The sequence below is a fragment of the Aeromicrobium sp. genome, from assembly GCF_036675695.1.
In the GTDB taxonomy this organism is placed as follows: Bacteria; Actinomycetota; Actinomycetes; order Propionibacteriales; family Nocardioidaceae; genus Aeromicrobium.
In genome coordinates this window covers 1-22,043 of the sequence record NZ_JAKFEL010000235.1, presented here as the reverse complement: position 1 = coordinate 22,043, position 22,043 = coordinate 1, and the positions used below count along the sequence as shown (strand labels likewise).

Here is a 22,043-nt window from a genome sequence, read left to right as displayed (position 1 = left end):
CGGACGCATCGCGACGAGAGGGGAACTGATGGCCGCCATGAAGCCACGGACCGGAGACGGCCCGATGGAGGTCACCAAGGAGGGACGCTGCATCGTCATGCGCGTTCCACTCGAAGGCGGCGGGCGCCTCGTCGTCGAGCTCAACAACGAAGAGGCTGAAACCCTCGGCGACGCACTCAAAGCTGTCTGATGTTCGGCTTGACCGTTCGATGGTCACTGCAGGACGCTCCGAAGGGCACGCTCAAGGCTCTTCGCTCGTACGTTGAGGACGAGTCGTACGCCAGATTCGCTGGTCTAGAGGGCCTGAGGGTCAAGACGTGGCGCGCCCGCAAGGGTGAGTGGTTCGAGGGTTCGTACGTGTTCGTCTCGGACGAGGCGCGAGCGAAGTTCCAAAAGGACTTCGAAGACCACGCCGGCAAGTCGCCCGGCTCCAAGATTGTTGGCCACAAGCCGATCCTGATCGAGGCATGCGAGATCGTCGCTGTCGTACGCGGCCCGGCGGGCTTCCGCTCGTCTTCGCATTTCGAGCACTCCAGGGACGACGACTAGCCAGTCGGCGGCACGAAGACCCACGGGTCTCGCGGCAGTGATGCCGGGTCGTACTCATCGAGCAGCTCGGCCATGGTCGAGCCAGCGAGACCGAGTGACTCCGCGATCAGCGCCATCGCATCGACGCCAAGCTCCTGTAGCTGTTCGTAGGTGACCGCTCCGTCACGCTTGGCGAGGCGCTGCCCGTCAGCGTTGACCGCCACAGGCACGTGGACGTACGTAGGCGGCTCGGCACCGAGCAGGGTGGCGAGGTAAGCCTGTCGCGGCGCTGACGGCAACAGGTCCTCCCCACGCACCACCTGATCGACGCCCTGATGAGAGTCGTCGATCACGACAGCGAGGTTGTAGGCCACCACGCCGTCCCCGCGACGCAGAACAAAGTCGTCGACCACGCCCTCGTACTGGCCGTGCAGCTCGTCCTGGACTGTGAAGTCCGAGATGCCGCTCCGAAGTCGCAGCGCGGCTGGGCGCACGGCGGCTTGAGCTGATCGTTCGGAGTCGCTCAAGTTGCGGCAGGTGCCGCGGTAGATGCCCGGCGGTTCGTGCGGGGCGGAAGGAGCGTCGAGAATCTCGCGGCGAGTGCAGAAGCACTCGTAGACGAGATCGCGTCCTGCCAGCGACGCGAGAGCGGCGTCATATAGCCGTGCCCGCTCAGACTGACGCACCACCGGACCATCCCAGTCCAACCCCAGCGCCGCGAGGTCAGCGAGCTGTCGTTGCTCAGCTCCGGGCTTGACGCGGTCGAGATCCTCGATCCGGACCAGGAACGCACGATCGGTTCGGCGAGCGTGCAGCCAGGCAAGCACGGCTGTCCGAAGGTTGCCGACATGCAGATCACCCGAGGGGGACGGGGCGAATCGTCCGGCGGTCATGTCGTGCTCGGCAGAGTCAGATGAGCTGAGCTGCCAGGAGTCCGTCGCCGAGGGGCAGGAGGACGCTGCGCAGGTTCTCGTCATTGGCAACGCGCTGGAGCAGGTCGCGGATTGCGGTCGTCTCGGGGTCGCGCTGCGCCGGATCCGCAACGCGGTCGTGCCAGAGGGCGTTGTCGAACACGATCACGCCACCCGGACGTGCGAGGCGAAGCGCCTGGTCGAGGTATTCGCCGTACTCGACCTTGTCGCCGTCGAGGAACACCAGGTCGTAGCCCGCGTCAGTCAGTCGAGGCATGACCTCGAGTCCGGCGCCGGCGATCAACCTGAACCGCTGCGGCGCAAAGCCCGCCTCGGAGAACGTCTCGCGCGCCAGCCGCTGGTTCTCGGCCTCAAGGTCGACCGAGGTCAGTACGCCGTCGGGCTGCATACCGCGCAGGAGGCACAGGCCGGAAACACCGGTGCCGGTGCCGATCTCGACGATCGACTTGGCGTTGATCGCCGAGGCAAGGAACGTCAATGCGGCTCCGCCACCTGAGCCGATCGGCGAGACGCCGACCTCTTCCGCACGCCCTCGGGCTGCCGCGAGGTGGTCGTCCTCGGGGTTGTAGTCCTCGGCGTAGGCCAGGCTTGCTGCGGTGGTGATGGTCGGCTCCTTGGGTGGTGGTTGGGACCAGAGTAGTCGCGTGAGGTCCGCGGTATGGGGAGGCTGCACATGAGACTTGCGGGGAACAGTCAGGTGGTTCTGTGCGTTCTCTCAGGTGAAGGGTCAACGATCAATGCATGACTCTGCTTCGTAGGGAAGAAGAAGACGTGACAACGGCAACGCTCGAGTGGGACGAAATCGTGGCGGAGCACTCCGCGCGCGTCTACAGGCTTGCCTACCGCCTGACCGGCAATCGTCAGGACGCCGAAGACCTCACGCAGGACGTGTTCATCCGCGTCTTCCGTTCGCTCGACACGTACGAGCCCGGCAACTTCCCAGGCTGGTTGCACCGCATCACGACCAACCTGTTCCTCGATCGCGTACGCCGCAAGTCGCGTCTGCGCATGGATGGGTTCTACGAAGGTGCCGAGGACAAGCTGCTCAGCGCTGAGATCCTGCCCGAGTCCGCCGTTCACGATGCCAACTTCGACCCTGACATCGAGGCCGCGCTGGCGTCGCTGTCCGACGAGTTCCGCGTTGCCGTCGTGCTGTGCGATGTCGAAGGTCTGTCATACGAGGAGATCGCAGACGTGCTCGGCATCAAGCTCGGCACCGTACGTTCGCGCATCCACCGTGGTCGTACGCAGCTCCGCGCTGCCCTCGCACACCGCGCTCCCCGCAAGGGCCGCACCCGATTCGTAGGACCCCTCGGAGTCTGATGGCACACCTCGGAGCCGACGTCGCAGCGTACGTGGACGCACAGCTGTCCCCAGACGCCATGCGAGCGGCTTCGCGCCACCTCGAGGACTGCAGGGCGTGCGACAAGGCTGTTCGTCAGCAACGACTCCTGAAGTCACGCATGAGCACGGTTGCGGCTCCTGAGCCGCCCGCCGAGCTGCTCGCGTCTCTCGCCGGACTTGCCGCCCAGCCACCACATCACCAGACGTGGTGGGAGCGCCTGCGTCACTCCGTTCCATTCCGTGCTGGCATTGTCGTCGCCGGCGCATCGATCGCGGTCATGGTCGCCGCGTACGCGGTGGGTGGCGCTGATGACAACACGGTCGGCGACAAGGTCGCTCCGCCATTTGACCGCTATGCCGCCGACTTCTATGGCGCAGCAGCCGTCCAGGTCGGTGCAACAATCAGCGACACCAAGCTCGAGGATCTTGACCACGACGGATGGCCGTGCAAGGAAACACTCGCGGGTGATCTCGACCGTACGTCCGGCACCTGGGCCGACGACGCTGTGGCGCTGAGCTATTCCAACGGCACCTCCAAGCTCAATCTGTTTGAGCAGACCGGCGTGCTCGACCACGGGAGTCTCGACGGATTCGAGCCGTCAACACTGGGCGAGTCAGACGTCTGGATCCGTGACGGATCGCCCATGCTCGTGACGTGGGACTACGACGGAGTCGTCTACACGATCGTCACGGACGCCGACCACAGTCGCGTGGCGCGAGCGGTCAGCGAGCTGCCTCGCGGTTCCGGTTCCGAAAGCCCGGTGGACCGAGTCGGTGACGGACTCAACCGGATGACCGCCTGGCTGGCCGCAGCCTAGGTCGACTCGGGGTCGTACGGGGGAGCCTCACCTGGACGCAGGATGCGCGTCTCCTTTACGGCAGCCGGCGTTGTGTCGCCGAGTCCGCCGTCCTCGAGGAAGGTCTTGCGAACGACCTCGCGGGGATCGAGGTCCTTCAGGCTCAGCCCCGAGAAGTCCTCGCCCATCTCCCGGCCGAGATCGTTCTTGGCGTTGTCGGCCATCTGGCGCACGGTGCGTACGAATCCGCCGAACTGCCGGGCAAGCTCGGGAAGCTTGTCAGGTCCAAAGACGATCATGGCGACCATGGCGATGACCAACATCTCCGGTACGCCGATGCCGAACATGTGAACCCCTAGAGGCGGCCGGCGGGCGCCAAGCCGAGCTGCATACCGGCGAGACCGCGGGAACGGCCGCTGAGCTGGTCGGCGATGCCCTGCAGGATCTTGGCGGCCTCGGAGTCAGGGTTCGTAGCGATGATCGGCTCGCCTGAGTCGCCGCCTTCGCGCAACTTCTCCTCGAGAGGCACCTGGCCGAGCACGGGCACGTCGTAGCCGAACCGTGCGGTCAACGTCTCAGCAACCGCAGTAGCGCCACCGGAGCCGAAGATCTCCATGCGCTCGCCGCTGGGGAGCTGGAAGTAGGACATGTTCTCGACAATGCCGACAACCCGCTGGTGCATCATCGACGCCATGGTCCCGGCGCGCTCGGCGACGGAGGCTGCGGCTGGCTGCGGAGTGGTCACGACGAGCACCTCAGCGTTGGGAAGGTGCTGGCCAAGGCTGATCGCCACGTCACCCGTACCGGGCGGAAGGTCGAGCAGGAGTACGTCAAGGTCGCCCCAATAGACGTCGCTCAGCATCTGCAGGAGTGCGCGGTCGAGCATCGGGCCGCGCCAGGCGACAACTTGGTTCTTGTTGGGCTTGAGCATGCCAATGCTGATGACCTTCATGCCCTTGACCGGAACGGGCATGATCATGTCTTCGACCTGGGTCGGGCGGAGGTCGCCGACGCCGAGCATGTCGGGGATCGAGTGACCGTAGATGTCGGCGTCGATGATGCCGACCTTGAGGCCGCGGTTGGCCATGGCCAGCCCGAGGTTGACGGTGACGGTCGACTTGCCGACGCCACCCTTGCCCGAGGCGATGGCGAAGACCTTGGTGAGCGAGCCGACCTGAGCGAACGGAACTTCACGCTCGGTGTGGCCGCCGCGCAGCATCTGCTGCATGCTCTTGCGCTGCTCGTCGTTCATGACGCCCATGTCGACGACAACGTTGACGTCGGGGGCGACGGTGAGAACGGCTGCGGTGATGTCGCGGTTGAGTGTGTCCTTGAGCGGGCAGCCGGAGACTGTCAGGAGAAGTCGTACGGTGATCTCGTTGTCACCGATGGTGATGCCGTCAACCATGCCGAGGTCAGTGATCGGACGCTTGATCTCAGGGTCGTTGACGGTGCTCAGGGCCTCGCGGACCTGTTCTTCAGTGACGGCTGCCATGCCCCCATCGTACGTGGGAGGTCGCGGCGAGGAGGGTGAGTGTGGCCTAACTGGCCTTCCTGAAAGACTCGACGCGTGGGACACCTTGACCTCAACGCCGTCGGCTACACGCTCGCCGACGGCCGACCCCTGCTCCGGGATGTCAGCCTGCGGGTCGGTGAAGGAGCCAAGGTTGCGCTGATCGGCCCCAACGGCAGCGGCAAGACGACGCTCACGCGAATCGCGACGGGCGATCTTGACGCGCACGAAGGTGCCGTGACGATCACGGGTGGTCTCGGCGTGATGCGCCAGTTCATTGGCTCGGTACGTGACGAGTCGACCGTACGAGATCTGCTGATCTCGGTGGCTCCCAAGGCGATCCGTGATGCTGCGATGGAGGTGGAGCGCACCGAGCTGCTGATGATGGAGCGCGATGACGAAGCCGACCAGCTCGCGTACGCGCAGGCGCTCGTCGACTGGGGTGACGCTGGGGGATACGACTACGAGGCGACGTGGGACATGTGCACCGTGTCGGCGCTCGGAGTGCCGTTCCAGAAGGCGCAGTGGCGTCAGGTCACGACGTTGTCAGGCGGCGAGCAGAAGCGTCTGGTGCTGGAGGCGTTGCTGAGAGGTCCTGAGCAGGTGCTTCTGCTGGACGAGCCGGACAACTATCTCGACGTGCCGGCGAAGCGATGGCTGGAGGACCAGCTCATCGAGTCACCCAAGACCGTGCTGTTCGTCAGCCACGACCGCGAGCTGATCGAACGTGTTGCGAGCCGAATCGCGACCTTGGAGCCTGGCGTTGCCGGAAGCACGCTGTGGGTGCACCCTGGCCGATTCTCGACGTACCACCAAGCGCGAATCGACCGGAACAACAGGCTCGAGGAGCTGCGAGCCCGCTGGGACGAGGAGCGAGCCAAACTCAAGACGCTCGTGCTGATGTATCGGCAGAAGGCTGCGTACAACTCCGACATGGCTTCGCGTCTGCAGGCGGCGGTGACTCGGCTCGATCGGTTCGAGCGTGCCGGGCCGCCCGAGGCGCTCCCGCTGCCGCAGAACCTGCGGATGAAGCTCGACGGCGGTCGTACGGCCAAGCGCGCGATCATCGCTGATCAGGTGGAGCTCACGGGGCTGATGCAGCCGTTCGATCTTGAGATCTGGTTCGGCGAGCGCGTTGCCGTGCTGGGGTCGAATGGTTCGGGTAAGTCGCACTTCCTTCGGCTGCTTGCTGCGGGTGGGTCGCGCCCTGATCTGGAGCACGAGCCGGTCGGCGACGTCGTACCTTCACCGGTCGCGCATACCGGCATAGCCCGGCTCGGATCGCGCGTACGTCCCGGCTGGTTCGCGCAGACCCACGAGCACCCGTCGCTGATGGGTCGCACGTTGCTCGAGATCCTGCATCACGGCGATGGGCATAGGAAGGGCATGGGCCACGAAGGCTCGGCCAAGGCGCTGGATCGGTACGGACTGGCCAAGGCTGGCGATCAGGTCTTTGAGCAGCTCTCGGGTGGTCAGCAGGCACGTCTGCAGATCCTGCTGCTTGAGCTTTCGAATGCGACGCTGCTGCTGCTCGACGAGCCGACCGACAACCTCGACCTCGAGTCGGCTGAGGCGTTGGAAGATGCGCTGGCGACGTTCGAGGGGACGGTCGTCGCGGTCACGCATGATCGGTGGTTTGCTCGTGGCTTTGACCGTTTCCTGGTGTTTGGCGCCGACGGCCAGGTCTACGAGTCGGACGAACCCATATGGGACGAGTCCCGCGTCGCACGGAAACGCTAAAGTTCGCTCAATTCGGCTTGCGTGACTTCGTGGCTGGGCAGGCGGGCATAGAGGAGATTGAGGGCTCGTTCGAGCTGGCAATCCCGCCCTATCTGACGGTCGTACCCAACTGTTTCACAATCGCACGTTCATCGCGAGTTATCCACAGGAAATAACTCTAATTCCAGCGAAATAGTTGTGACTTCGGTCTTGAACTCTGTCGGTCATTCTGGATAGAATCGAACATATGTTCCCATAGTTGACCGGGGGGGTCCTGATGCTGATTGAGCAGCTGTCGTCGTTGACAGATGACCTCGCCGCGTTCGAGGCCTGGACGCTCACTGGATCTGAGGTTCGTGAGTCGGCGGTCGCCATGCAGAAGGCCCGCACAAGCTTGGATGCAGCGTTGGCTCGAATGGCTGGTGCTGCTGAGGACATGGGACTGGCGAAGGATGACGGCGCGACCTCAACCACAGCGTGGTTGGCTGACCTGACGGGAATCTCGAAGGGTGAGTCGGCCAAGCTGGTCGGTCTCTCGCGAGTCACCACCGATCTCACGGGTGCTGCGTGGACGCGCGGTGACGTGACCACAGATCAAGCCAGCGTGATCATGAAAGCCATCGACACCCTGCCCGAATGGGTTGGTGACGCTGAACGTGCGGACGCCGAGGTGCACCTCATTGCTTTGGCTGGCGAGCACAACCTTGACGATCTGAGGCGTCTGGCCAACCACGTCCTGGAGGTCATCGACCCCGACGGTGCTGATGAGATCCTCGGCAAGCAGCTCCAGGCTGAAGAACAACGCGCCTGGGACGCCACCCGGTTCTCCACGCGTCGCTGTGGTGACGGCACCACCGACGGCAAGTTCAAGCTTCCCGACGCTGACGCCGACGTCCTTCAGGCCGCGATCGAAGGGATCATCGCCCCACGCCGTGCAAACTTCAACGAAACCCGCCACGGTGTCGATGACTTCAACGCACTGCCTCGCGATCAGCGGATGGGTCTGGCTTTCACCGAGCTGATCAACCATCTCCCGACCGAAGCGCTCCCCAAAGCTGGTGGACTCGCCGCAACAGTGGCTGTCATGGTCAACATTGACGACCTCCGCACCGGCCGAGGCATTGCCACCAACACCTCAGGCACCACCATCTCCGCGACCAAGGCCCAGCGGCTGGCCTGCAACGCCCACCTGGTCGCGTTGTATCTCGATTCGCCGTCGCGGGTCCTCGACCACGGCATGGCCAAGCGACTCTTCGACCGCCACCAGCGACTCGCCCTCGCCGTGCGCGATCGCGGCTGCGTCTGGCCCGGCTGCGACCGCCCACCCGCCTGGTGCGAAGCCCACCACCTCGACTTCTGGTCCGAACATGGCCCCACCGACCTCACCAACGCAGCCCTGTTCTGCCACTTTCACCACTTCCTCCTCCACGAAGGCGAGTGGGTCGCTCTCATGGCCGCCGACGGTGTCGTCGAAGTCATCCCGCCGCGAAGGGTCGACCCAGACCAAATCCCCAGACGCCACGCGCGATTCACCAAACAACAACCCCGTGCCGCCTGACAGGCGGTCAGTGGGTGAACACAAGCGGGCTTGGCGGCATAGCGCGCCGTCACTGCCAATAGATGAAGTGCACAACCTCAAGCAGGAACAAGACTGCATAGGTCGTAAGTGTGATCGCAACGACGAGACCGATTCTTCGCAACAACGGATGAGCGCGCCGGAAGATTAGGAGTGCACCAAACATCGCGGGTACCCCGAACGCTGGTGCCGACAGGGCGAACACCGTGAAGACCAGGACGAACCAGACCGAAACCGCCCAAGGGCTTGAGCTGACCGCCCAACGAGGCCGAACCTCTGGCTGGACTGATTGCATCATGAGGGAAGCATAGGGCGGTCTAGCTGTGTGGAGACCTCGAACTCACGACTAGGTGTCTTGGGAGTTTGCGGGCTTGGCAGGACACGCCCTTTTGCGAATACGATCCCGCCATGAGCCGCGACATCTTCGTGCAGGACATTCCAGCCTCGGTACGGTCCGTTGATGAAATACCCGAGGACTGGATGCCGAGTCCGCTCGCGTTCACAGCAGCGGCCGTGATCGACTCGGCCAAAGTCCACTCAGCGGGAGTGGACGATTCCGATCCCTCATGGATCCGAATCACTGAACAGGGCCTAGACATCGAACTGAGCCTCGCGGACGAAACGCCACTGATGAGTTTTGCCATCCACGACAGGTCTTCCGACCGACCGGCGAGCGATCGCTTCATCGCCGGGATCCTCGCTGATTTGGGAGCACGGGCATTCGACCCCGAGGGATCAGACTCGGGCATTTTTGAGGCAAGCGACTCCTCGCCCCACTAGGTGTATTGGGAGTTTGCGGGCTTGGCCAGCAGGACTCGCGATGGCGAACAACGCCGTGGACCTGTTAAGACCCGTCTCTAGTCCTGCCGTTTGAACCGGGCCGAGGCGACGGACCACACGAGAGACGCGACGCTCACTACGATCAAGGCGGCAATTCCGAAGATCGCCGCACTCCCCACACCTTGGACGAGGCCTGTGAATACCTTGCTGCCTACGGACCCAGTCCCGGAGGAGTTCAACAGGACACCCATCAGCCCGCCGATCGCGCTAGCAAGACCGCAGATCGTAAGGGTGACAATCACGGAGGTCTCCCACCGCTTGCCCGGTTCCTCCCGTGGCACCTGAGACATGGTTCCTAACCTCTCCTCGCCTTGGCCGGCTGCCTCTAGTTCTTGGGCGGGGGCTTCTTGGCGGCCTTCTTGGGCTTGGCTGGCTCGTCGACCGGCTCGGGCTCGGGCTTGTCCTCGAGGTCGGAGAGCAGACCGCGGAGCTCACTGCGCAGGAAGTCGCGGGTGGCAACCTCACCAAGGCCGAGACGCAGGCTGGCGACCTCGCGGGCGAGGAACTCCATGTCGGCGTGCGATTGGGCGTTGGACTCGCGGTCCTGCTCCTGCGTGACTCGGTCGCGAGCCTCCTGGCGGTTCTGCGCCAGAAGGATCAGCGGAGCCGCGTATGACGCCTGCAGAGAAAGGACCAGCGTCAGGAAGATGAACGGGTAGTCATCCCAGCGGTCCCGCTCGGGGCCCCAGGGGCAGTTCCAGACCAGCCAGACCGCGACGAAGATCGTCATGTAGGTGAGGAAGCGGGCCGTTCCCAGGAAGCGCGCGAAGGTCTCGGCGAAACGGCCAAAGCGTTCGGGATCGGAGTCGCGGCGTCGGCGGAGCGATCGTCGCACCTCGCGGGGTTGATCGAGGCGTGCGCGGTCAGCCATGCGTGACCACCTCCGACTCGGTCTGGGCGGCGTCGTCCTGCTCGCGCCAGCCTTCGGGCAGCAAGTGGTCGAGCACGTCGTCGATGGTCACCGCCCCGAGCAGGTGTGCGTTCTCGTCGACGACGGGAAGCGCAACGAGGTTGTAGGCAGCGAGCAGGTTGGCAACGTGCTCGAGCGATGCGTCCGGACGCGGCCAGTCGATGTCGTTGTCCATGATCGCGCCGACCAGCGTCGACGGTGGCTCACGCAATAGGGCCTGGAAGTGCACGACACCCAGGAAGCGACCGGTCGGCGTCTCGAGCGGCGAGCGGCACACGTAGATCATGGCGGCCAGGGCCGGGATGATCTCGGGCTCGCGGAGTCGGGCCAACGCCTCGGCGAGGGTGGCGTCGGGCGGGAGTACGACCGGCTCGGTAGTCATCATGCCGCCGGCGGTGCGCTCTTCGTACGTGAGGAGGCGGCGCACGTCTTCAGCATCTTCGGGTTGCATCAGCGCGAGCAGGCTCTCCGCGCTCTGCGGTGAGAGCTCGCCGAGGAGGTCGGCCGCGTCGTCGGGGTTCATCTCCTCGAGGACGTTGGCCGCACGATCGGGGTCGAGCACCCCGAGGATCTCGACCTGATCCTTCTCGGGCAGCTCCTCGAGCACGTCGGCGAGACGTTCGTCGTCGAGCTCGGCAACGACCTCCATACGACGCTTCTGATTGAGGTCACGCAGGGCGTTGGCGAGGTCGACGGGGCGCATCTCGTCCATCGTGGCGAGCAGATGAGTTGCACCCTGGCCGGCTTCTTCGCCGCCGAGACCTTTGACCTCGTCCCATTCGAGTACCTGCTGGGCGCCACGTCGGCCGAACCGCTTGCCGCCGGCCTGCACGGCAATGTCGCTGATGTACCAGTCGCGGCGAGAGTCCTGCTCCATCGCGAGGTCGTAGACGGTCGCAGACGTACCGTCCGGAAGAGTCACGGTTCGGTCGAACAGTTCGTGGATCGCCAGCGTCTCCGTGCGTCGCTGCTCAAATCGGCGGACGTTGAGCACGCCAGTCGTGATGATCTGACCGGAATTGACCGAGGTGACGCGGGTGATCGGCAGGAAGACGCGGCGGCGACCCAGGACTTCGACGACGATGCCGAGCACTCTGGGACGCTGCCTGGCGGAGCGTACGGCGACCACCACATCGCGAAGCTTGCCGACCTGATCGCCTGCGGGGTCGAAAACTGCCTGACCCACGATTCGGGAAAGGAAGACGCGGCCTGGCGTTGTGCTCATGGCTGCACCTCCTCTTGAAAAGACACGCTAGGTCGGCGCCGGAATGATTCTTCTGCACCCAGCTGGCGCTCGCTCACGTCTGAACCTTACCGGCGCGTGGGTGCCGATCTGGCGCGGTTTGTGCGCGACTTGTTCGAGTCGTGGTCCACGCATACTGTGAAAGACCCCCGGCACTCAGGAGGCGCGATGAACACAGGTTGGGTACTGGTCGCCGATTCGGCGCAGGCACGCATCTTGGAGTACGACAAGCACAAGCTCGAACCATTCAAGGAGTTCGTCCATCCGGAGAGCAGGGAGCACGGCCAGGATCTCATTGGCAATCGGCCCAATCAGAACCAGCACAGCATGGAGAAGACCCGGAAGGGCGAGGAGCACCAGGGGCTGCGTGACGAAGAGTCCAGGAAGTTCGCCAAGCAGCTGAGCGACTACCTGTCGACGGCCCATGCACAGAACAAGTTTCGCAAGATCGTGCTGGTAGCCGATCCACGATTCCTCGGCATGTTGCGCCAGGAGCTGAGCAATCCCGTAGCCGGTTGTGTGGCATCGAGCATCGACAAGAACGTCGTACGCATGAACGCGAAGGAGCTCGCCACGCTCGTAGCGAAGGGCTGAGCCAAACCACTCGCGGGAAGGCGCGGCCACCATGCCAGACTTGTCTGATGGTGGAGTCTGTCGACGAGCACTTCTCTAGAGTCCTCCGCGAGAGGTCGGATCCGGAACGCCCGCCGAGCGGGATCGCCGATCCGACGGCGCTGCTGACGTACTTTGACGCCCAGCTGGAGAGCCGTCACCTCGACTTTGCGCTCCGCTGGCTGCAGACCCAGGGACACGCCTACTACACGATCGGCTCGGCCGGCCATGAGAGCAATGCTGCGGTTGCGATGGCACTGCGCCCCACCGATCCTGCACTGCTGCACTACCGCTCCGGCGGGTTTTTCTCGGCACGTGCTCGTCAGGTCGATGGAGCGACGCCGATCGAGGACGTGCTCAACAGCGCCACCGCATCGGTGCTCGACCCGATCTCCGGCGGTCGACACAAGGTGTTCGGCAGCGTCAGCCTGAATGTCATTCCGCAGACCTCGACAATCGGCTCCCACTTGCCCCGCGCATTTGGGCTCGCCTTCGCCCTCGGTCGTGCCGCGGATGCCGACATGACGCCGAACTGGCCACTCGACTCGGTCGTCGTGTGCAGCTTCGGTGACGCTTCCGCCAACCACTCCACGACTGTGGGTGCGCTCAACGCCTCGGCCTATTGCGCGCATCAGGGCGTACCGCTGCCGGTCTTGTATGTCTGCGAGGACAATGGCATCGGCATCAGCACCAAGTCGCCGGCTGGCTGGGTCGAGCGGTCACTCCAGTCGTTGCCTGCCATCGAGTACGCCGCTGCTGACGGTACGAAGCCGAGCGAGCTCCTGGCGACCGCGCAGCACCTGGCCGAGCTCGTACGTACGGAGCGACGGCCCGCAGTCCTGCACCTCAAGACAGTCCGATTCATGGGGCACGCCGGATCCGACGCTGAGATCGCCTATCGGACGACGCGCGAGATCGAGGACGAGTACGCGCTCGATCCGTTGCTCGCAACGGCCGACGAGCTCATCAGCGCCGGAGTGCTCAGCGCTGCCGATGCGCTGGCTCGCTACGAGGATGTCCGCGAAACGGTCATGGAACGCGCGAAGGGCATCTCCGGAGTACGACGTCTCGGATCGTCGCGGGCCATCACCGCGCCGATCACCGCCCGAGCAGGGGTGGTGGCTCCGACCGCTTCGATTGAGCGCAGGGCCATGGCATTCGGAGCCAAGCCGCCAGAGCTCGAGGGCGATCTGACGCTGGCTCAGACGATCAACGCAACGCTGAAGGATGCGCTCGCAGCGCGTCCTGAGGCTCTCGTCTTCGGTGAGGACGTCGCCAAGAAGGGCGGCGTCTACGGCGTCACCCGCGGTCTCCGCAAGTCGTTCGGTGCCACACAGGTGTTCGACACGTTGCTGGACGAGCAGACGATCCTTGGTACGGCTCTGGGTGCGGCCCTGGCTGGGTTCGTCCCGATCCCGGAGATTCAGTACCTCGCCTATCTCCACAACGCCGAGGACCAGCTCCGCGGCGAGGCGGCGACGCTGCGGTTTTTCTCAAACGGCCAGTACGCCAACGGTATGGTCGTACGCGTCGCCGGGCTCGCCTATCAAAAGGGCTTTGGCGGCCACTTCCACAACGACAACTCGCTGGCGGTGCTGCGTGACATCCCGGGCGTTGTGCTGGCCGTGCCGAGCCATCCCGGCAACGCCGCCGGGCTGTTCCGCGAGTGCCTCGACCTCGCCGCCGAAGGTCGAGTCTGCGTCTACCTCGAGCCCATCGCGCTCTATCACCGCCGTGACTTGCACGATGGCGACGGCGCGTGGCTCGCTCCGTATGCTCCACCCGAGGAGTGGGCTCAGGACACGACCTCAGCGCCGGGGCAGGTGCTGACGATCGGCGATGGCACCGACGTCCTCCTGGTGACATTTGGCAATGGCGTACCGATGAGCCTCCGCGCGTCGACCTCGCTCGCGGACGAGGGCATCAGCAGCACGGTGCTCGATCTGCAATGGCTGTCACCACTTCCTCGCGAAGAGCTGCTGCGTGTCGCCTCGGGGTTCGACCGCGTGATGGTCGTTGACGAAACCCGCGAGAGCGGTGGTGTGTCCGAATCCGTGATCACGGCCCTGATCGACGGGGGATACGACGGCACAGCTCGCCGCGTCACCAGCGTCGACAGCTTCATTCCTCTCGGGCCCGCCGCCGATCACGTACTTCTGTCAGAGACCGACATCGTCGGCGCCGTACGAGCGCTGGTCTTGGAAACGCCCTAGCCGAGGAAGCGCTCAACATAGGGCGCGAAGCGCGCCTGCAGGTCCGCTTCGTCGAGGCCGAACATATGTGCGCTGGTCTCGACGCGACCGAGGCGTCCGCGCTGGTGCTCGGCCAGGTAGTCGGCCATCGCGGCCCTTGCTTCGTCGGTGAGCTCTTCGCCGGCCAGGTCGTACACCTGGGCGGCCACGGCGAGGTCGTTGGACATGAAGTCGTCGAAGCGGACGTCGATTGATCGGTCGGCGGGGATCGCGTCACGGTCCCGTTCCACCGACTGGAGCATCAGGTCGAGGCGGTCGACCCAATAGTCGACGATCTCACCGGTGTTCACGGGTGAGCGGTGCATGCGCGCGGTGTAGCAGAGCATCGCAAGCATCGACAGCGTGACCGGCACTGGATCGCGATGGGTCACCACGACGGTCAGGCCGGGAAAGACGCGCTCCAGCACCGGTAGCTGCTCGAGGTGCTGTGGCGACTTGAGCAGCCAGCGGTGCCCGCCTCGCAGGAACTGAAGGGCCTGGAGCTGGAGTCGCAGGTGCTCGTAGTGGGGCGTCTGGTCGTGCTGTAGGTAGTAGTCGCGCCAGGCTGGCACGTGCCCCACCGTCTCCATCAACATCGAGGAGAGGTCGTTGAACAGCAGCTGGATCTCCTCGTGCACATGCTGGGTCGTCATCTCATGCATGAGCGGGAAATGCGGCATCGCCTGGTTCATGAACTCAACGGCCATGTCGGTGCGCGCCAGCCTCGGGTCCGGCTCGGCCCCCAGCTCGGCGGGCATCGGGAATGGCTCGAGACTCTCCCAGAAGCGCAGAACCCGGAACGTCGGCCCGGCCGCGAGCAGGTTGTGCAGGTGGGTGGTGCCAGTGCGGGGGAGGCCGGCGATCACGACTGGAGGCGCCAGATCGATGTCGCGGATCTGTGGGTGTCGTGCGAGCAGGTCGGTGAGCAATAGCCGGTTCTTGAGGGCTTGCAGGATCTGCATGTGGAAGTTGAGGATCCCGGGTCCGTGCAGTCCGTCGATATCGCGAAGCGCGCCGACGAAGATGTCGAGCCGCTCGCGATAGTCCTCCGGCCCGAAGTCATCCAGACCGGTCTCGGCACGTGCCTTGTCGTGCAGCACCCCGAGGTCGAGCGGGCAATCGACAGCCATTAGGTCCATGAAGCCGCGGATCTCGTTGACTTCCGCGGTGAACTGAGGAACCTCGAGATCGGTGATCGTGACGGTGTTGGCCATGTGCATTCCTGTCCCTATACGTTACGTTAGTTACGTAATGAAGCCACGCGTCATGAAACCACCAAATGGTCGTCCGCGCGACCCCCGGATTGATGAGGCCGTGCTGCGCGCCGCCGCCGACTTGGTCGTCGAGGTTGGGTATGCCGAGCTCACGATCGCGGCGATCGCTGATCGCGCCGGCACCAGCAAACCAGCGATCTACCGTCGCTGGCCGAGCAAGGCGCACCTGCTCCACGAGGCGGCGTTCCCGGCCGGGGAAGACCGGCTCGCGCTGCCTGACACAGGATCTCTGGTGGACGATCTCGCTGAGATGCTACGACGTACCGCCGCGGCTTTCGCTGACCCCGTCGCGCGAGCGATCACTCCCGGGTTGCTGGCTGAGTTTGCGGCCGACCCGCCGCTGCACCCGGCGCTGCTGGATCGGTTCGGTGGGTCGTGGAAGCTCTTCCACGACCGAATCGTGCTGGCCGCCGAACGAGATGAGGTCCGCGCCGACGTGGACCCGGACGTACTGATTGAGACGCTTGCTGGAGCCAGCCTGATGCGGCTCATCCTGGGCGGTGACCCACTCGATGAGCGTTGGGTCAGCGAGACCACCAACCTGATGATTAAGGGGATCGCCAGATGACCGAGACACCCACGCAGAAGCCCGTCCATGCCTCCACCATCGCTTGGGGCGAGCTGTTGGACACGCTGCGCGGCCTGGACGCGGCGTTCATCGAAGGCCCGCGGGCGGTCACCGACGACCGGCACATCGCCGACGGCTACCGGGCCCTAGCGACCACGCTTGGGGTCGCCCTCGACACCTACCTTTTCGCCGAGCCGAGCCGGCCCACATTCCTTGAAATCAACACGCCGCACCGTCGCGACCGGCGCTGGGGCGGTGACAACACAGACGCCTACTACAGAATGGCACCGATTGACCCCGAGCGCCGCTACCGGATCTGGGGCAACCGTGGCGACGCCGTCTACTTCGCATTGACCGGCTATAACGAGCCGTCGCCGGGCACGTGGTCCGACAAGGTCGTGCTTCACCTCAATGACTCCGACCTCGACATCGATGGCAATGGGGATTTCTCTTTCGAGGTCGGCCCGATAGCTGACGTCGCAGTGCTGGTGACCCGCGACTACCAGGTGGATCCACTCAGCGGCCGGCCGGTGACCTGGGAGATTGAGTGCCTTGATTCGCCAGATCCAATCCGGCACGGCGACGCTGAAACCGCCGCAGCGTTGCGGGCGAGCGCCGCCTGGCTGCGCACGATGTTCTTGATCATCCCGCTGACTGTGGGCGTACGCGGCGATGACGCCCACAACCTGGGCCACGAGATCGCGAACACCGCCAACACTTTCGGCGCGCCCTATCAGGTCCCAGACTCGAACTTCGGTTGGTCTGCGCGCGACGCGTGCTACTCGTTCGGCAGCTATGACCTCGCCGAGGACGAAGCTCTGGTCATCACGACCACCACGCCGCAGTGCCGCTTCTGGAGCATGGTGGTGTGGAACCAGTTCATGGCGACTCACAACGCTGCCGACGGCCGGAGCTCAGTCAACATCGGCAGTGCGGTGCCCAACGGCGACGGCTCGGTCACGATCGTCGTCGCTCGTCGGCAGGCCGCGCACCCCAACGCGGTGACGACCATGGGCTACCCCCGCGGCAACCTCGCCTTCCGATGGTTCCTCGCCGACCGCGTTCCTGACCCACCCAATGTTCGGCTCGTCAAACTCGTCGACGCCCCCAAAGCCGTCCACTGAGGCGGGCAACTCGCGTTCTTGTCACGAGCGCGAGAGGTGCGGCGACGTCCTCTTGATCGACGACGAGACGTCACCGGCGAGCGTGAACTTGCCGGTCGGAACCAGGCGTACGACGATCGACTCGCGACTCCAGCGCTCGATCGCATTGTCGGCGTCCACAATGTTGAGTCGTCCGGACTTCAACGCCTCGGTGACGGAGGTCCAGTGCTCGGAGTCGGGAGTGATGACCTCGACCCGCGCCTCGGCCTGAGCGACCAGCGCGCGCGATGCCTTGCTCCGCAGCGACAGCGTGACGGTCTGGTGCTTCTCGATGTTGGGGAGCGGTTGTTCGCCGCCACCGATGACTGCGCAGACGGCATCACCGACCCACTCGTGCCAGATGGCATGCGTGTGGTTGGCATACGCGACCCAGACCAGACCGGACTTCTTGGCGAGGTCAGCGATCAGGTCAGTTGGCTGCACAGGTCAACTGTAGAGCCGCGTCAGCGTACGGCGGCGGTCTTGGCGCCGCGAGACCTGCGGGTCTCGACTCGCATGGCAGGAGTCATCGCTGCTTCCTGCTCAGCGAGACGCTGTACGAATGCGCCGATCTCGTCGATCGCGGTACGGGCCTCGGGGAGCCACGACGCCGCAGCCTGGAACACGTGAATCTGGCGGTCCCACACCTGCAGGTCGCAGGGCACTCCGGCAGACACGAGACGGTTGGCCATCAGCTCGGCATCCGCCATGAGCACTTCGCGTGAGCCGATGTGGATCAGCGCTGGAGGCATGTCGCCGAGCGGCATGTCGACTGGGCACGTACGCGTGCCCTCGATCCCACGGCGGGTGTCCATACGCAGCGCCACGTCACTGAGCTTGGCGACGGCGTGCATTGGGAACAGCTGACAGCGGTTGGCGTTGCGGTGACCCTTCTTGCCGGTCGGGTCGAAGTCGAGCAGCGGCGAGATCGCGACGACGCCCGCCGGACGGCCCCAGCCTCGGTCCATGACGACTCGCGCGACGCTGAACGCGAGGTAGCCGCCGGCGGAGTCGCCGGCGATCGTGATGTTCTCTGGCTTGTAGCCCTGATCCATCAGCCAGCGGAATCCTTCGACGCCATCGGCGATCGACTCGGTGATCGGCTCGTAGGGCATCTGGCGGTAGCCGACGTTGAGCACCGGCTGGTCGGATGCATACGAGATGCGGGAGACGAGGCGACGGTGGGTGTTGAGACCACACGTCAGGAAAGCGCCGCCGTGGAAGTAGAGGATGGCTCCGGGATTGCCGTGTGCGACGTCCTCGACACCCTTGGCCTGGAGCCACTCGCTCTTGCAGTCGCTCAGCTCGACGGTGCGCCATTTCGTACCGGCGTGGACCGGGAGTAGGCGAGCAATATGGTCGACGGCATTGGGAGGGAACAAATCGAATGGCAGCCGCGCCCACAAGCCAAGCAGTGGGCGGATGGTGTGGCGTACGCCGAACCCGAGGGCGCGTGACTGAACACTTGCTCCCCGGAAGAACTGCGGTTCGGCTGCCAGACTCAGGTGTGCCATGCCTATGTGTTCCCTTCGACAGCTGCTGTTAACCAAAGGTTTACGCGGTGTGACTTGCGCCACCTGCGATCGTTAGCGTACTGCGAGTATCTTTCATTTCGCGGGAGGATCAACAAATGTCGTTTATGCCACCGACCGACTCGATGTTTTTGCTGGCCGAGTCGCGCGAGCATCCGATGCATGTCGGTGGTCTCCAACTGTTCGTGCCGCCAGACGATGCAGGCCCGGAATTTGCTCGAGACCTGCTCGATTCGTTCCGTGGAACGGACAATGTCTCGGCCCTGTTCCGCAAGCGACCAGCCGAACCCGTCGGCTCGCTCGGCAACACCTGGTGGTCGGTCGACGAGACGATCGACTACGACTACCACGTACGACACTCGGCAGTTCCGCAACCGGGTCGTATCCGTGAGCTGCTGCAGCTGACCTCGCGCTGGCACGGGGCACTGCTCGACCGGCACCGCCCGTTGTGGGAGGCCCATCTGGTCGAGGGCCTCGCCGACGGACGTATCGCGGTCTACAGCAAGATCCACCACTCGATGGTCGACGGCGTCTCTGCGCTCAAGTTGATGCAGCGCTCCCTGAGCACGGATCCCAAGGCACAGGACTGTATTCCGCCGTGGAGCCTCCCTCCTCGTACGCGCGCAGGCGGTGGCGAAGGCAAGAGCTTCGATCCGTGGGGCGTTCTCCGTACTGCAGGAGGAGTTGCGGGCGAGCTTGCCGGACTGGTGCCGACGGGCGTCAAGATCGCCAATCAAGTCTTCCGCGACGGCGACATCACCCTGCCCCGCGCTCCCAAGACGATGCTCAACGGCCAGGTCGGTGGAGCGCGTCGCTTCGCCGCGCAGTCGTGGGCGCTCGAGCGGATCCAGGGTGTCGCGAAGCAGTCCGGTACGACGCTCAACGACGTCGTGCTCGCCATGGTGTCGGGTGCGCTGCGCGAATACCTGCTCGAGCAGAACGCGTTGCCGGCCGAGCCGATGCTCGCGATGGTCCCGGTGTCTCTCGCGCTTCGGGCGGAGTCCGCTGGCAAGGAGGCCGGCGACGGCAACGCGGTCGGCGCGATCATCGTCAACCTCGCCACGGATCGCCAGCACGGTCCGACCCGCCTCGAGGAGATAGCGTCGTCGTCGCGTCAGGCCAAGAAGATCATGGGTGACCTCACGCCGTTGCAGATCCTGGCGCTGTCCGCAGCGCAGGTGCTGCCGCTGGCCATGACGCCGATCCCGGGATTCGTGAAGTACGCGCATCCACCGTTCAACGTGATCGTGTCGAATGTCCCCGGCCCGACCGAGGAGATGTACTTCAACGGCGCTCGGCTCGACGGCATGTACCCCGTATCGATCGTCCTCGACGGTCAGGCGCTCAACATCACGCTGACCAGCCGCAAGGGCTTCCTCGACTTCGGACTCATCGGCTGCCGCAAGTCAGTCCCTCATCTGCAACGACTACTCACGCATCTCGAGTCGTCCCTCAAAGAGCTCGAGGCGGCCTGGGGTTGATCGTTGCAGCTTGCTGCAACGACTGCTCACACACCTTGAGTCGTCGCTCGAGGAACTCGAGAAGGCCTGGGGCTAGCTACTCGGCCGGAGCCTTGGCCCAGCGGTTGGCCAGGAGCTGGTGGCTCGGGGTGTCCTCGAGTGACTCCATCGACTCGTAGATGCGCTGGTACGACGTCTCGGCGATGCGCCATTGCCCGTCCTCGCGGCGGTAGCGGTCGCGGTAGTAGCCAGCGCCGCGGATCAGCACCTTGAAGTCAGTGGCCATCACGGTGTCTTCGAAGCCCCACGACGCCTCGGCAGTGTCGCCGTCGATGTCGATCTCGGGGTGGTGGGCGAAGTGTGCGGTGATGATGTCGTTGCCGAGCTTCTCGCTCATGAATCCGACGATCGCGTCACGACCCTCGAGCGCGTCGAGCTCGCCGTACACCTTGGTGCCGTAGCGGCCGATGGCGTCGTCGGTGAACGTGTCACCGAACTCGTCCCAGAGCTTCAGGTCAAGCGACCGGAAGTAGCGGTACTTGAGGCGGCGGATTTCTTCGAGTGATTCCAGGTCCATGCCCGAAGCATCGCAGCGCGACTGCCTCCGCACAAGAACCTGTTCTAGTTTTGCTGCAGCGTTGATGCCGGGAATAGACGGCATACGCAACGCGGCACACTGTCTGGGTGAATGCGTTCCTCGCCATTGTCGCGATCCTTGGCGTGTCTGCCTCGGGACCGCTGATGGCCGGGGCGATCGCTCCAGCGTTGGCCATCGGGTTCTGGCGCAACGCGCTGGGGACGCTCGTGGTCGCGCCTTTCGCCGCTCGTACGATTCGGCGCGAGCTCGGCCTGTTGGGTCGATCTGGATGGCGGGACGTCGCAATCGCCGGTCTCATGTTGGCTCTGCACTTCGCCACCTGGATCACGGCGCTCAAGATGACGTCGGTGGCCGCGGCAACCGCGATGGTGAGCATGCAGGTCGTGTTCGTCGTGGTGATCGATCGATTGCGCGGCGAACCCTCCACTGCCGCCGTGATCGCAGGCGTGTCGATCGCGGTCGCAGGAGTGCTCGTCATCACCGGCGTCGACTTCTCGCTCTCGGCCCGGGCACTGTCTGGCGACCTCCTGGCTTTGCTCGGTGGGCTCACCGCCGCGATCTATCTGATGGCGGGCAGTCGCGTACGCGAGCGCGTGAGCACGACGTCGTACACCGTGGTTTGCTACGGCATCTGCGCCGTGCTGCTGCTCGCCGGATGCCTGGTGGCGGAGGTCGAGATGGTCGACTTCTCTCGCAACACCTGGCTCGCGATCATCGGTGTGACGATCTGCGCCCAGCTGCTGGGGCACTCGGTGCTCAACCACCTACTGGCTGTCATGAGCCCGGCACTCATCTCGCTGCTGCTTCTCCTCGAGGTGCCGGGTGCGGCGATCCTCGCAGGAATCTTCCTCGACCAGACGCCGCCAATCGGCGTGTACGTCGGTCTGGCGCTCATCCTCGGGGGGTTGGTCCTCGTCGTGCTCCGCCGCCCCGCGCCCTCGGTCGTCCTTGCGGAGTAGTTTGGTGGTCAAGGTCACCCACCGCAGGACAGGCCAACGTAGTTACTTCTCGGTAGAGTCGATGGGTCAGTCGCCCGAGTTACAGGAGCAATTCACATGGGACGTCTCGCCACCACCGAGGGCCTCACCGAGGAGCAGCAAGAGATCCTCAAGGTCGTGCATGACTTCGTCGAGGCGAAGATCATTCCGGTTGCCCAGGAGCTGGAGCAAGCCGACGAATACCCGACCGAGATCATCGAAGGGCTCAAGGAGCTCGGCGTCTTCG

The 22,043-nt window shown here is 64.6% G+C and carries 25 protein-coding genes; 14 read left to right on the top strand and 11 right to left on the bottom strand.

Features of this window, described 5'->3' with window-relative positions; genetic code table 11:
• Nucleotides 1–28: 28 nt before the first annotated feature.
• Both V6M39_RS15645 and V6M39_RS15640 read left to right on the top strand, forming a co-directional pair.
• A complete protein-coding gene (locus V6M39_RS15645; protein WP_162237311.1) occupies nucleotides 29–190 on the top strand; it encodes a DUF3117 domain-containing protein in 162 nt (53 codons plus the stop codon).
• Nucleotides 190–549 (top strand): hypothetical protein, encoded by a 360-nt coding sequence (locus V6M39_RS15640; protein WP_332644741.1) that lies wholly within the window; start codon nucleotides 190–192, stop codon nucleotides 547–549. Before V6M39_RS15645 ends, V6M39_RS15640 begins: the two co-directional genes overlap by 1 nt.
• Here V6M39_RS15640 and gluQRS read toward each other — a convergent pair.
• Nucleotides 546–1,421: a tRNA glutamyl-Q(34) synthetase GluQRS gene (gene gluQRS, locus V6M39_RS15635; RefSeq protein ID WP_332644740.1), complete on the bottom strand. Its 876-nt coding sequence runs from the start codon at nucleotides 1,419–1,421 to the stop codon at nucleotides 546–548. The two genes, V6M39_RS15640 and gluQRS, sit on opposite strands and share 4 nt — an antisense overlap.
• A 16-nt stretch (nucleotides 1,422–1,437) precedes the next feature.
• Entirely contained in the window at nucleotides 1,438–2,064 is a 627-nt protein-coding gene (locus V6M39_RS15630) for an O-methyltransferase (RefSeq protein ID WP_332644743.1), read from the bottom strand.
• Nucleotides 2,065–2,201: 137 nt separating this feature from the next.
• Here V6M39_RS15630 and sigE point away from each other — a divergent pair, with 137 nt between their 5' ends.
• Both sigE and V6M39_RS15620 read left to right on the top strand, forming a co-directional pair.
• Nucleotides 2,202–2,783 (top strand): RNA polymerase sigma factor SigE, encoded by a 582-nt coding sequence (gene sigE / locus V6M39_RS15625; protein WP_332644739.1) that lies wholly within the window; start codon nucleotides 2,202–2,204, stop codon nucleotides 2,781–2,783.
• A complete protein-coding gene (locus V6M39_RS15620; RefSeq protein ID WP_332644738.1) occupies nucleotides 2,783–3,622 on the top strand; it encodes an anti-sigma factor family protein in 840 nt (279 codons plus the stop codon). Before sigE ends, V6M39_RS15620 begins: the two co-directional genes overlap by 1 nt.
• Here the strand turns inward: V6M39_RS15620 and V6M39_RS15615 are convergent.
• Nucleotides 3,619–3,948, bottom strand: a complete 330-nt coding sequence (locus V6M39_RS15615; protein WP_332644737.1) for a sec-independent translocase — start codon at nucleotides 3,946–3,948, stop codon at nucleotides 3,619–3,621. The two genes, V6M39_RS15620 and V6M39_RS15615, sit on opposite strands and share 4 nt — an antisense overlap.
• Before the next feature lie 8 nt (nucleotides 3,949–3,956).
• Nucleotides 3,957–5,096, bottom strand: coding sequence for an Mrp/NBP35 family ATP-binding protein (locus tag V6M39_RS15610; protein ID WP_332644736.1), 1,140 nt, complete (start codon nucleotides 5,094–5,096; stop codon nucleotides 3,957–3,959).
• A gap of 75 nt (nucleotides 5,097–5,171) precedes the next feature.
• Between V6M39_RS15610 and V6M39_RS15605 the strand changes: the two genes are divergently transcribed.
• Nucleotides 5,172–6,854 carry an ABC-F family ATP-binding cassette domain-containing protein gene (locus tag V6M39_RS15605; protein ID WP_332644735.1) on the top strand — a complete coding sequence of 561 codons (1,683 nt, stop codon included), beginning with the start codon at nucleotides 5,172–5,174 and terminating at the stop codon, nucleotides 6,852–6,854.
• Between the two features lie 256 nt (nucleotides 6,855–7,110).
• Nucleotides 7,111–8,391: an HNH endonuclease signature motif containing protein gene (locus tag V6M39_RS15600; protein WP_332644734.1), complete on the top strand. Its 1,281-nt coding sequence runs from the start codon at nucleotides 7,111–7,113 to the stop codon at nucleotides 8,389–8,391.
• A gap of 49 nt (nucleotides 8,392–8,440) precedes the next feature.
• On the opposite strand, the gene V6M39_RS15595 is transcribed toward V6M39_RS15600, so the two are convergent.
• The gene (locus tag V6M39_RS15595) at nucleotides 8,441–8,707 is read right to left on the bottom strand and encodes a hypothetical protein (protein WP_332644733.1); all 267 of its coding nucleotides are present in this window, start codon (nucleotides 8,705–8,707) and stop codon (nucleotides 8,441–8,443) included.
• 110 nt (nucleotides 8,708–8,817) lie between these two features.
• Here V6M39_RS15595 and V6M39_RS15590 point away from each other — a divergent pair, with 110 nt between their 5' ends.
• Entirely contained in the window at nucleotides 8,818–9,189 is a 372-nt protein-coding gene (locus tag V6M39_RS15590) for a hypothetical protein (RefSeq protein WP_332644732.1), read from the top strand.
• Between the two features lie 385 nt (nucleotides 9,190–9,574).
• On the opposite strand, the gene V6M39_RS15585 is transcribed toward V6M39_RS15590, so the two are convergent.
• Together V6M39_RS15585 and V6M39_RS15580 are read right to left on the bottom strand one after the other, a co-directional pair.
• On the bottom strand, nucleotides 9,575–10,120 hold the full coding sequence (locus V6M39_RS15585; RefSeq protein WP_332644731.1) for a DUF1003 domain-containing protein: 546 nt from the start codon (nucleotides 10,118–10,120) through the stop codon (nucleotides 9,575–9,577).
• Nucleotides 10,113–11,384 carry a magnesium transporter MgtE N-terminal domain-containing protein gene (locus V6M39_RS15580; protein WP_332644730.1) on the bottom strand — a complete coding sequence of 424 codons (1,272 nt, stop codon included), beginning with the start codon at nucleotides 11,382–11,384 and terminating at the stop codon, nucleotides 10,113–10,115. The genes V6M39_RS15585 and V6M39_RS15580 overlap by 8 nt, the downstream gene beginning before the upstream one ends.
• A gap of 186 nt (nucleotides 11,385–11,570) precedes the next feature.
• Here V6M39_RS15580 and V6M39_RS15575 point away from each other — a divergent pair, with 186 nt between their 5' ends.
• Together V6M39_RS15575 and V6M39_RS15570 are read left to right on the top strand one after the other, a co-directional pair.
• Nucleotides 11,571–11,996 (top strand): host attachment protein, encoded by a 426-nt coding sequence (locus V6M39_RS15575; RefSeq protein ID WP_332644729.1) that lies wholly within the window; start codon nucleotides 11,571–11,573, stop codon nucleotides 11,994–11,996.
• 47 nt (nucleotides 11,997–12,043) lie between these two features.
• Nucleotides 12,044–14,227 carry a thiamine pyrophosphate-dependent enzyme gene (locus V6M39_RS15570; protein ID WP_332644728.1) on the top strand — a complete coding sequence of 728 codons (2,184 nt, stop codon included), beginning with the start codon at nucleotides 12,044–12,046 and terminating at the stop codon, nucleotides 14,225–14,227.
• Here V6M39_RS15570 and V6M39_RS15565 read toward each other — a convergent pair.
• On the bottom strand, nucleotides 14,224–15,459 hold the full coding sequence (locus V6M39_RS15565; RefSeq protein ID WP_332644727.1) for a sulfotransferase family protein: 1,236 nt from the start codon (nucleotides 15,457–15,459) through the stop codon (nucleotides 14,224–14,226). The genes V6M39_RS15570 and V6M39_RS15565 overlap by 4 nt on opposite strands.
• 52 nt (nucleotides 15,460–15,511) lie before the next feature.
• On the opposite strand from V6M39_RS15565, the gene V6M39_RS15560 reads away from it, so the two are divergent.
• Both V6M39_RS15560 and V6M39_RS15555 read left to right on the top strand, forming a co-directional pair.
• Nucleotides 15,512–16,087 carry a TetR/AcrR family transcriptional regulator gene (locus V6M39_RS15560; protein WP_332644726.1) on the top strand — a complete coding sequence of 192 codons (576 nt, stop codon included), beginning with the start codon at nucleotides 15,512–15,514 and terminating at the stop codon, nucleotides 16,085–16,087.
• A complete protein-coding gene (locus V6M39_RS15555; RefSeq protein ID WP_332644725.1) occupies nucleotides 16,084–17,211 on the top strand; it encodes a DUF1254 domain-containing protein in 1,128 nt (375 codons plus the stop codon). Before V6M39_RS15560 ends, V6M39_RS15555 begins: the two co-directional genes overlap by 4 nt.
• A 21-nt stretch (nucleotides 17,212–17,232) precedes the next feature.
• On the opposite strand, the gene V6M39_RS15550 is transcribed toward V6M39_RS15555, so the two are convergent.
• Entirely contained in the window at nucleotides 17,233–17,673 is a 441-nt protein-coding gene (locus tag V6M39_RS15550) for a hypothetical protein (protein ID WP_332644724.1), read from the bottom strand.
• Nucleotides 17,674–17,693: 20 nt separating this feature from the next.
• Nucleotides 17,694–18,743 carry an alpha/beta hydrolase gene (locus V6M39_RS15545; RefSeq protein ID WP_332644723.1) on the bottom strand — a complete coding sequence of 350 codons (1,050 nt, stop codon included), beginning with the start codon at nucleotides 18,741–18,743 and terminating at the stop codon, nucleotides 17,694–17,696.
• 116 nt (nucleotides 18,744–18,859) lie between these two features.
• Between V6M39_RS15545 and V6M39_RS15540 the strand changes: the two genes are divergently transcribed.
• Nucleotides 18,860–20,242, top strand: a complete 1,383-nt coding sequence (locus V6M39_RS15540; RefSeq protein ID WP_332644722.1) for a WS/DGAT/MGAT family O-acyltransferase — start codon at nucleotides 18,860–18,862, stop codon at nucleotides 20,240–20,242.
• 76 nt (nucleotides 20,243–20,318) lie between these two features.
• Here V6M39_RS15540 and V6M39_RS15535 read toward each other — a convergent pair whose 3' ends face one another.
• On the bottom strand, nucleotides 20,319–20,798 hold the full coding sequence (locus V6M39_RS15535) for a nuclear transport factor 2 family protein (RefSeq protein WP_332644721.1): 480 nt from the start codon (nucleotides 20,796–20,798) through the stop codon (nucleotides 20,319–20,321).
• 107 nt (nucleotides 20,799–20,905) lie between these two features.
• Between V6M39_RS15535 and V6M39_RS15530 the strand changes: the two genes are divergently transcribed.
• On the top strand, nucleotides 20,906–21,778 hold the full coding sequence (locus V6M39_RS15530; protein WP_332644720.1) for a DMT family transporter: 873 nt from the start codon (nucleotides 20,906–20,908) through the stop codon (nucleotides 21,776–21,778).
• 96 nt (nucleotides 21,779–21,874) lie between these two features.
• Nucleotides 21,875–22,043 (top strand): acyl-CoA dehydrogenase family protein (locus V6M39_RS15525; protein WP_332644742.1); only part of this gene is annotated, 169 nt, incomplete at its 3' end.

Excerpts from the sequence above, each read along its gene's own strand:
- V6M39_RS15555 (WP_332644725.1), top strand. The coding sequence starts at position 16,084 with ATGACCGAGACACCCACGCAGAAGCCCGTCCATGCCTCCACCATCGCT.
- V6M39_RS15580 (WP_332644730.1), bottom strand. The coding sequence starts at position 11,384 with ATGAGCACAACGCCAGGCCGCGTCTTCCTTTCCCGAATCGTGGGTCAG.
- V6M39_RS15535 (WP_332644721.1), bottom strand. The coding sequence starts at position 20,798 with ATGGACCTGGAATCACTCGAAGAAATCCGCCGCCTCAAGTACCGCTAC.
- V6M39_RS15545 (WP_332644723.1), bottom strand. The coding sequence starts at position 18,743 with ATGGCACACCTGAGTCTGGCAGCCGAACCGCAGTTCTTCCGGGGAGCA.
- V6M39_RS15560 (WP_332644726.1), top strand. The coding sequence starts at position 15,512 with ATGAAACCACCAAATGGTCGTCCGCGCGACCCCCGGATTGATGAGGCC.
- gluQRS (WP_332644740.1), bottom strand. The coding sequence starts at position 1,421 with ATGACCGCCGGACGATTCGCCCCGTCCCCCTCGGGTGATCTGCATGTC.
- V6M39_RS15565 (WP_332644727.1), bottom strand. The coding sequence starts at position 15,459 with ATGGCCAACACCGTCACGATCACCGATCTCGAGGTTCCTCAGTTCACC.
- V6M39_RS15610 (WP_332644736.1), bottom strand. The coding sequence starts at position 5,096 with ATGGCAGCCGTCACTGAAGAACAGGTCCGCGAGGCCCTGAGCACCGTC.
- V6M39_RS15620 (WP_332644738.1), top strand. The coding sequence starts at position 2,783 with ATGGCACACCTCGGAGCCGACGTCGCAGCGTACGTGGACGCACAGCTG.
- sigE (WP_332644739.1), top strand. The coding sequence starts at position 2,202 with ATGACTCTGCTTCGTAGGGAAGAAGAAGACGTGACAACGGCAACGCTC.
- V6M39_RS15590 (WP_332644732.1), top strand. The coding sequence starts at position 8,818 with ATGAGCCGCGACATCTTCGTGCAGGACATTCCAGCCTCGGTACGGTCC.
- V6M39_RS15585 (WP_332644731.1), bottom strand. The coding sequence starts at position 10,120 with ATGGCTGACCGCGCACGCCTCGATCAACCCCGCGAGGTGCGACGATCG.
- V6M39_RS15640 (WP_332644741.1), top strand. The coding sequence starts at position 190 with ATGTTCGGCTTGACCGTTCGATGGTCACTGCAGGACGCTCCGAAGGGC.
- V6M39_RS15615 (WP_332644737.1), bottom strand. The coding sequence starts at position 3,948 with ATGTTCGGCATCGGCGTACCGGAGATGTTGGTCATCGCCATGGTCGCC.
- V6M39_RS15645 (WP_162237311.1), top strand. The coding sequence starts at position 29 with ATGGCCGCCATGAAGCCACGGACCGGAGACGGCCCGATGGAGGTCACC.
- V6M39_RS15540 (WP_332644722.1), top strand. The coding sequence starts at position 18,860 with ATGTCGTTTATGCCACCGACCGACTCGATGTTTTTGCTGGCCGAGTCG.
- V6M39_RS15575 (WP_332644729.1), top strand. The coding sequence starts at position 11,571 with ATGAACACAGGTTGGGTACTGGTCGCCGATTCGGCGCAGGCACGCATC.
- V6M39_RS15595 (WP_332644733.1), bottom strand. The coding sequence starts at position 8,707 with ATGATGCAATCAGTCCAGCCAGAGGTTCGGCCTCGTTGGGCGGTCAGC.
- V6M39_RS15570 (WP_332644728.1), top strand. The coding sequence starts at position 12,044 with ATGGTGGAGTCTGTCGACGAGCACTTCTCTAGAGTCCTCCGCGAGAGG.
- V6M39_RS15600 (WP_332644734.1), top strand. The coding sequence starts at position 7,111 with ATGCTGATTGAGCAGCTGTCGTCGTTGACAGATGACCTCGCCGCGTTC.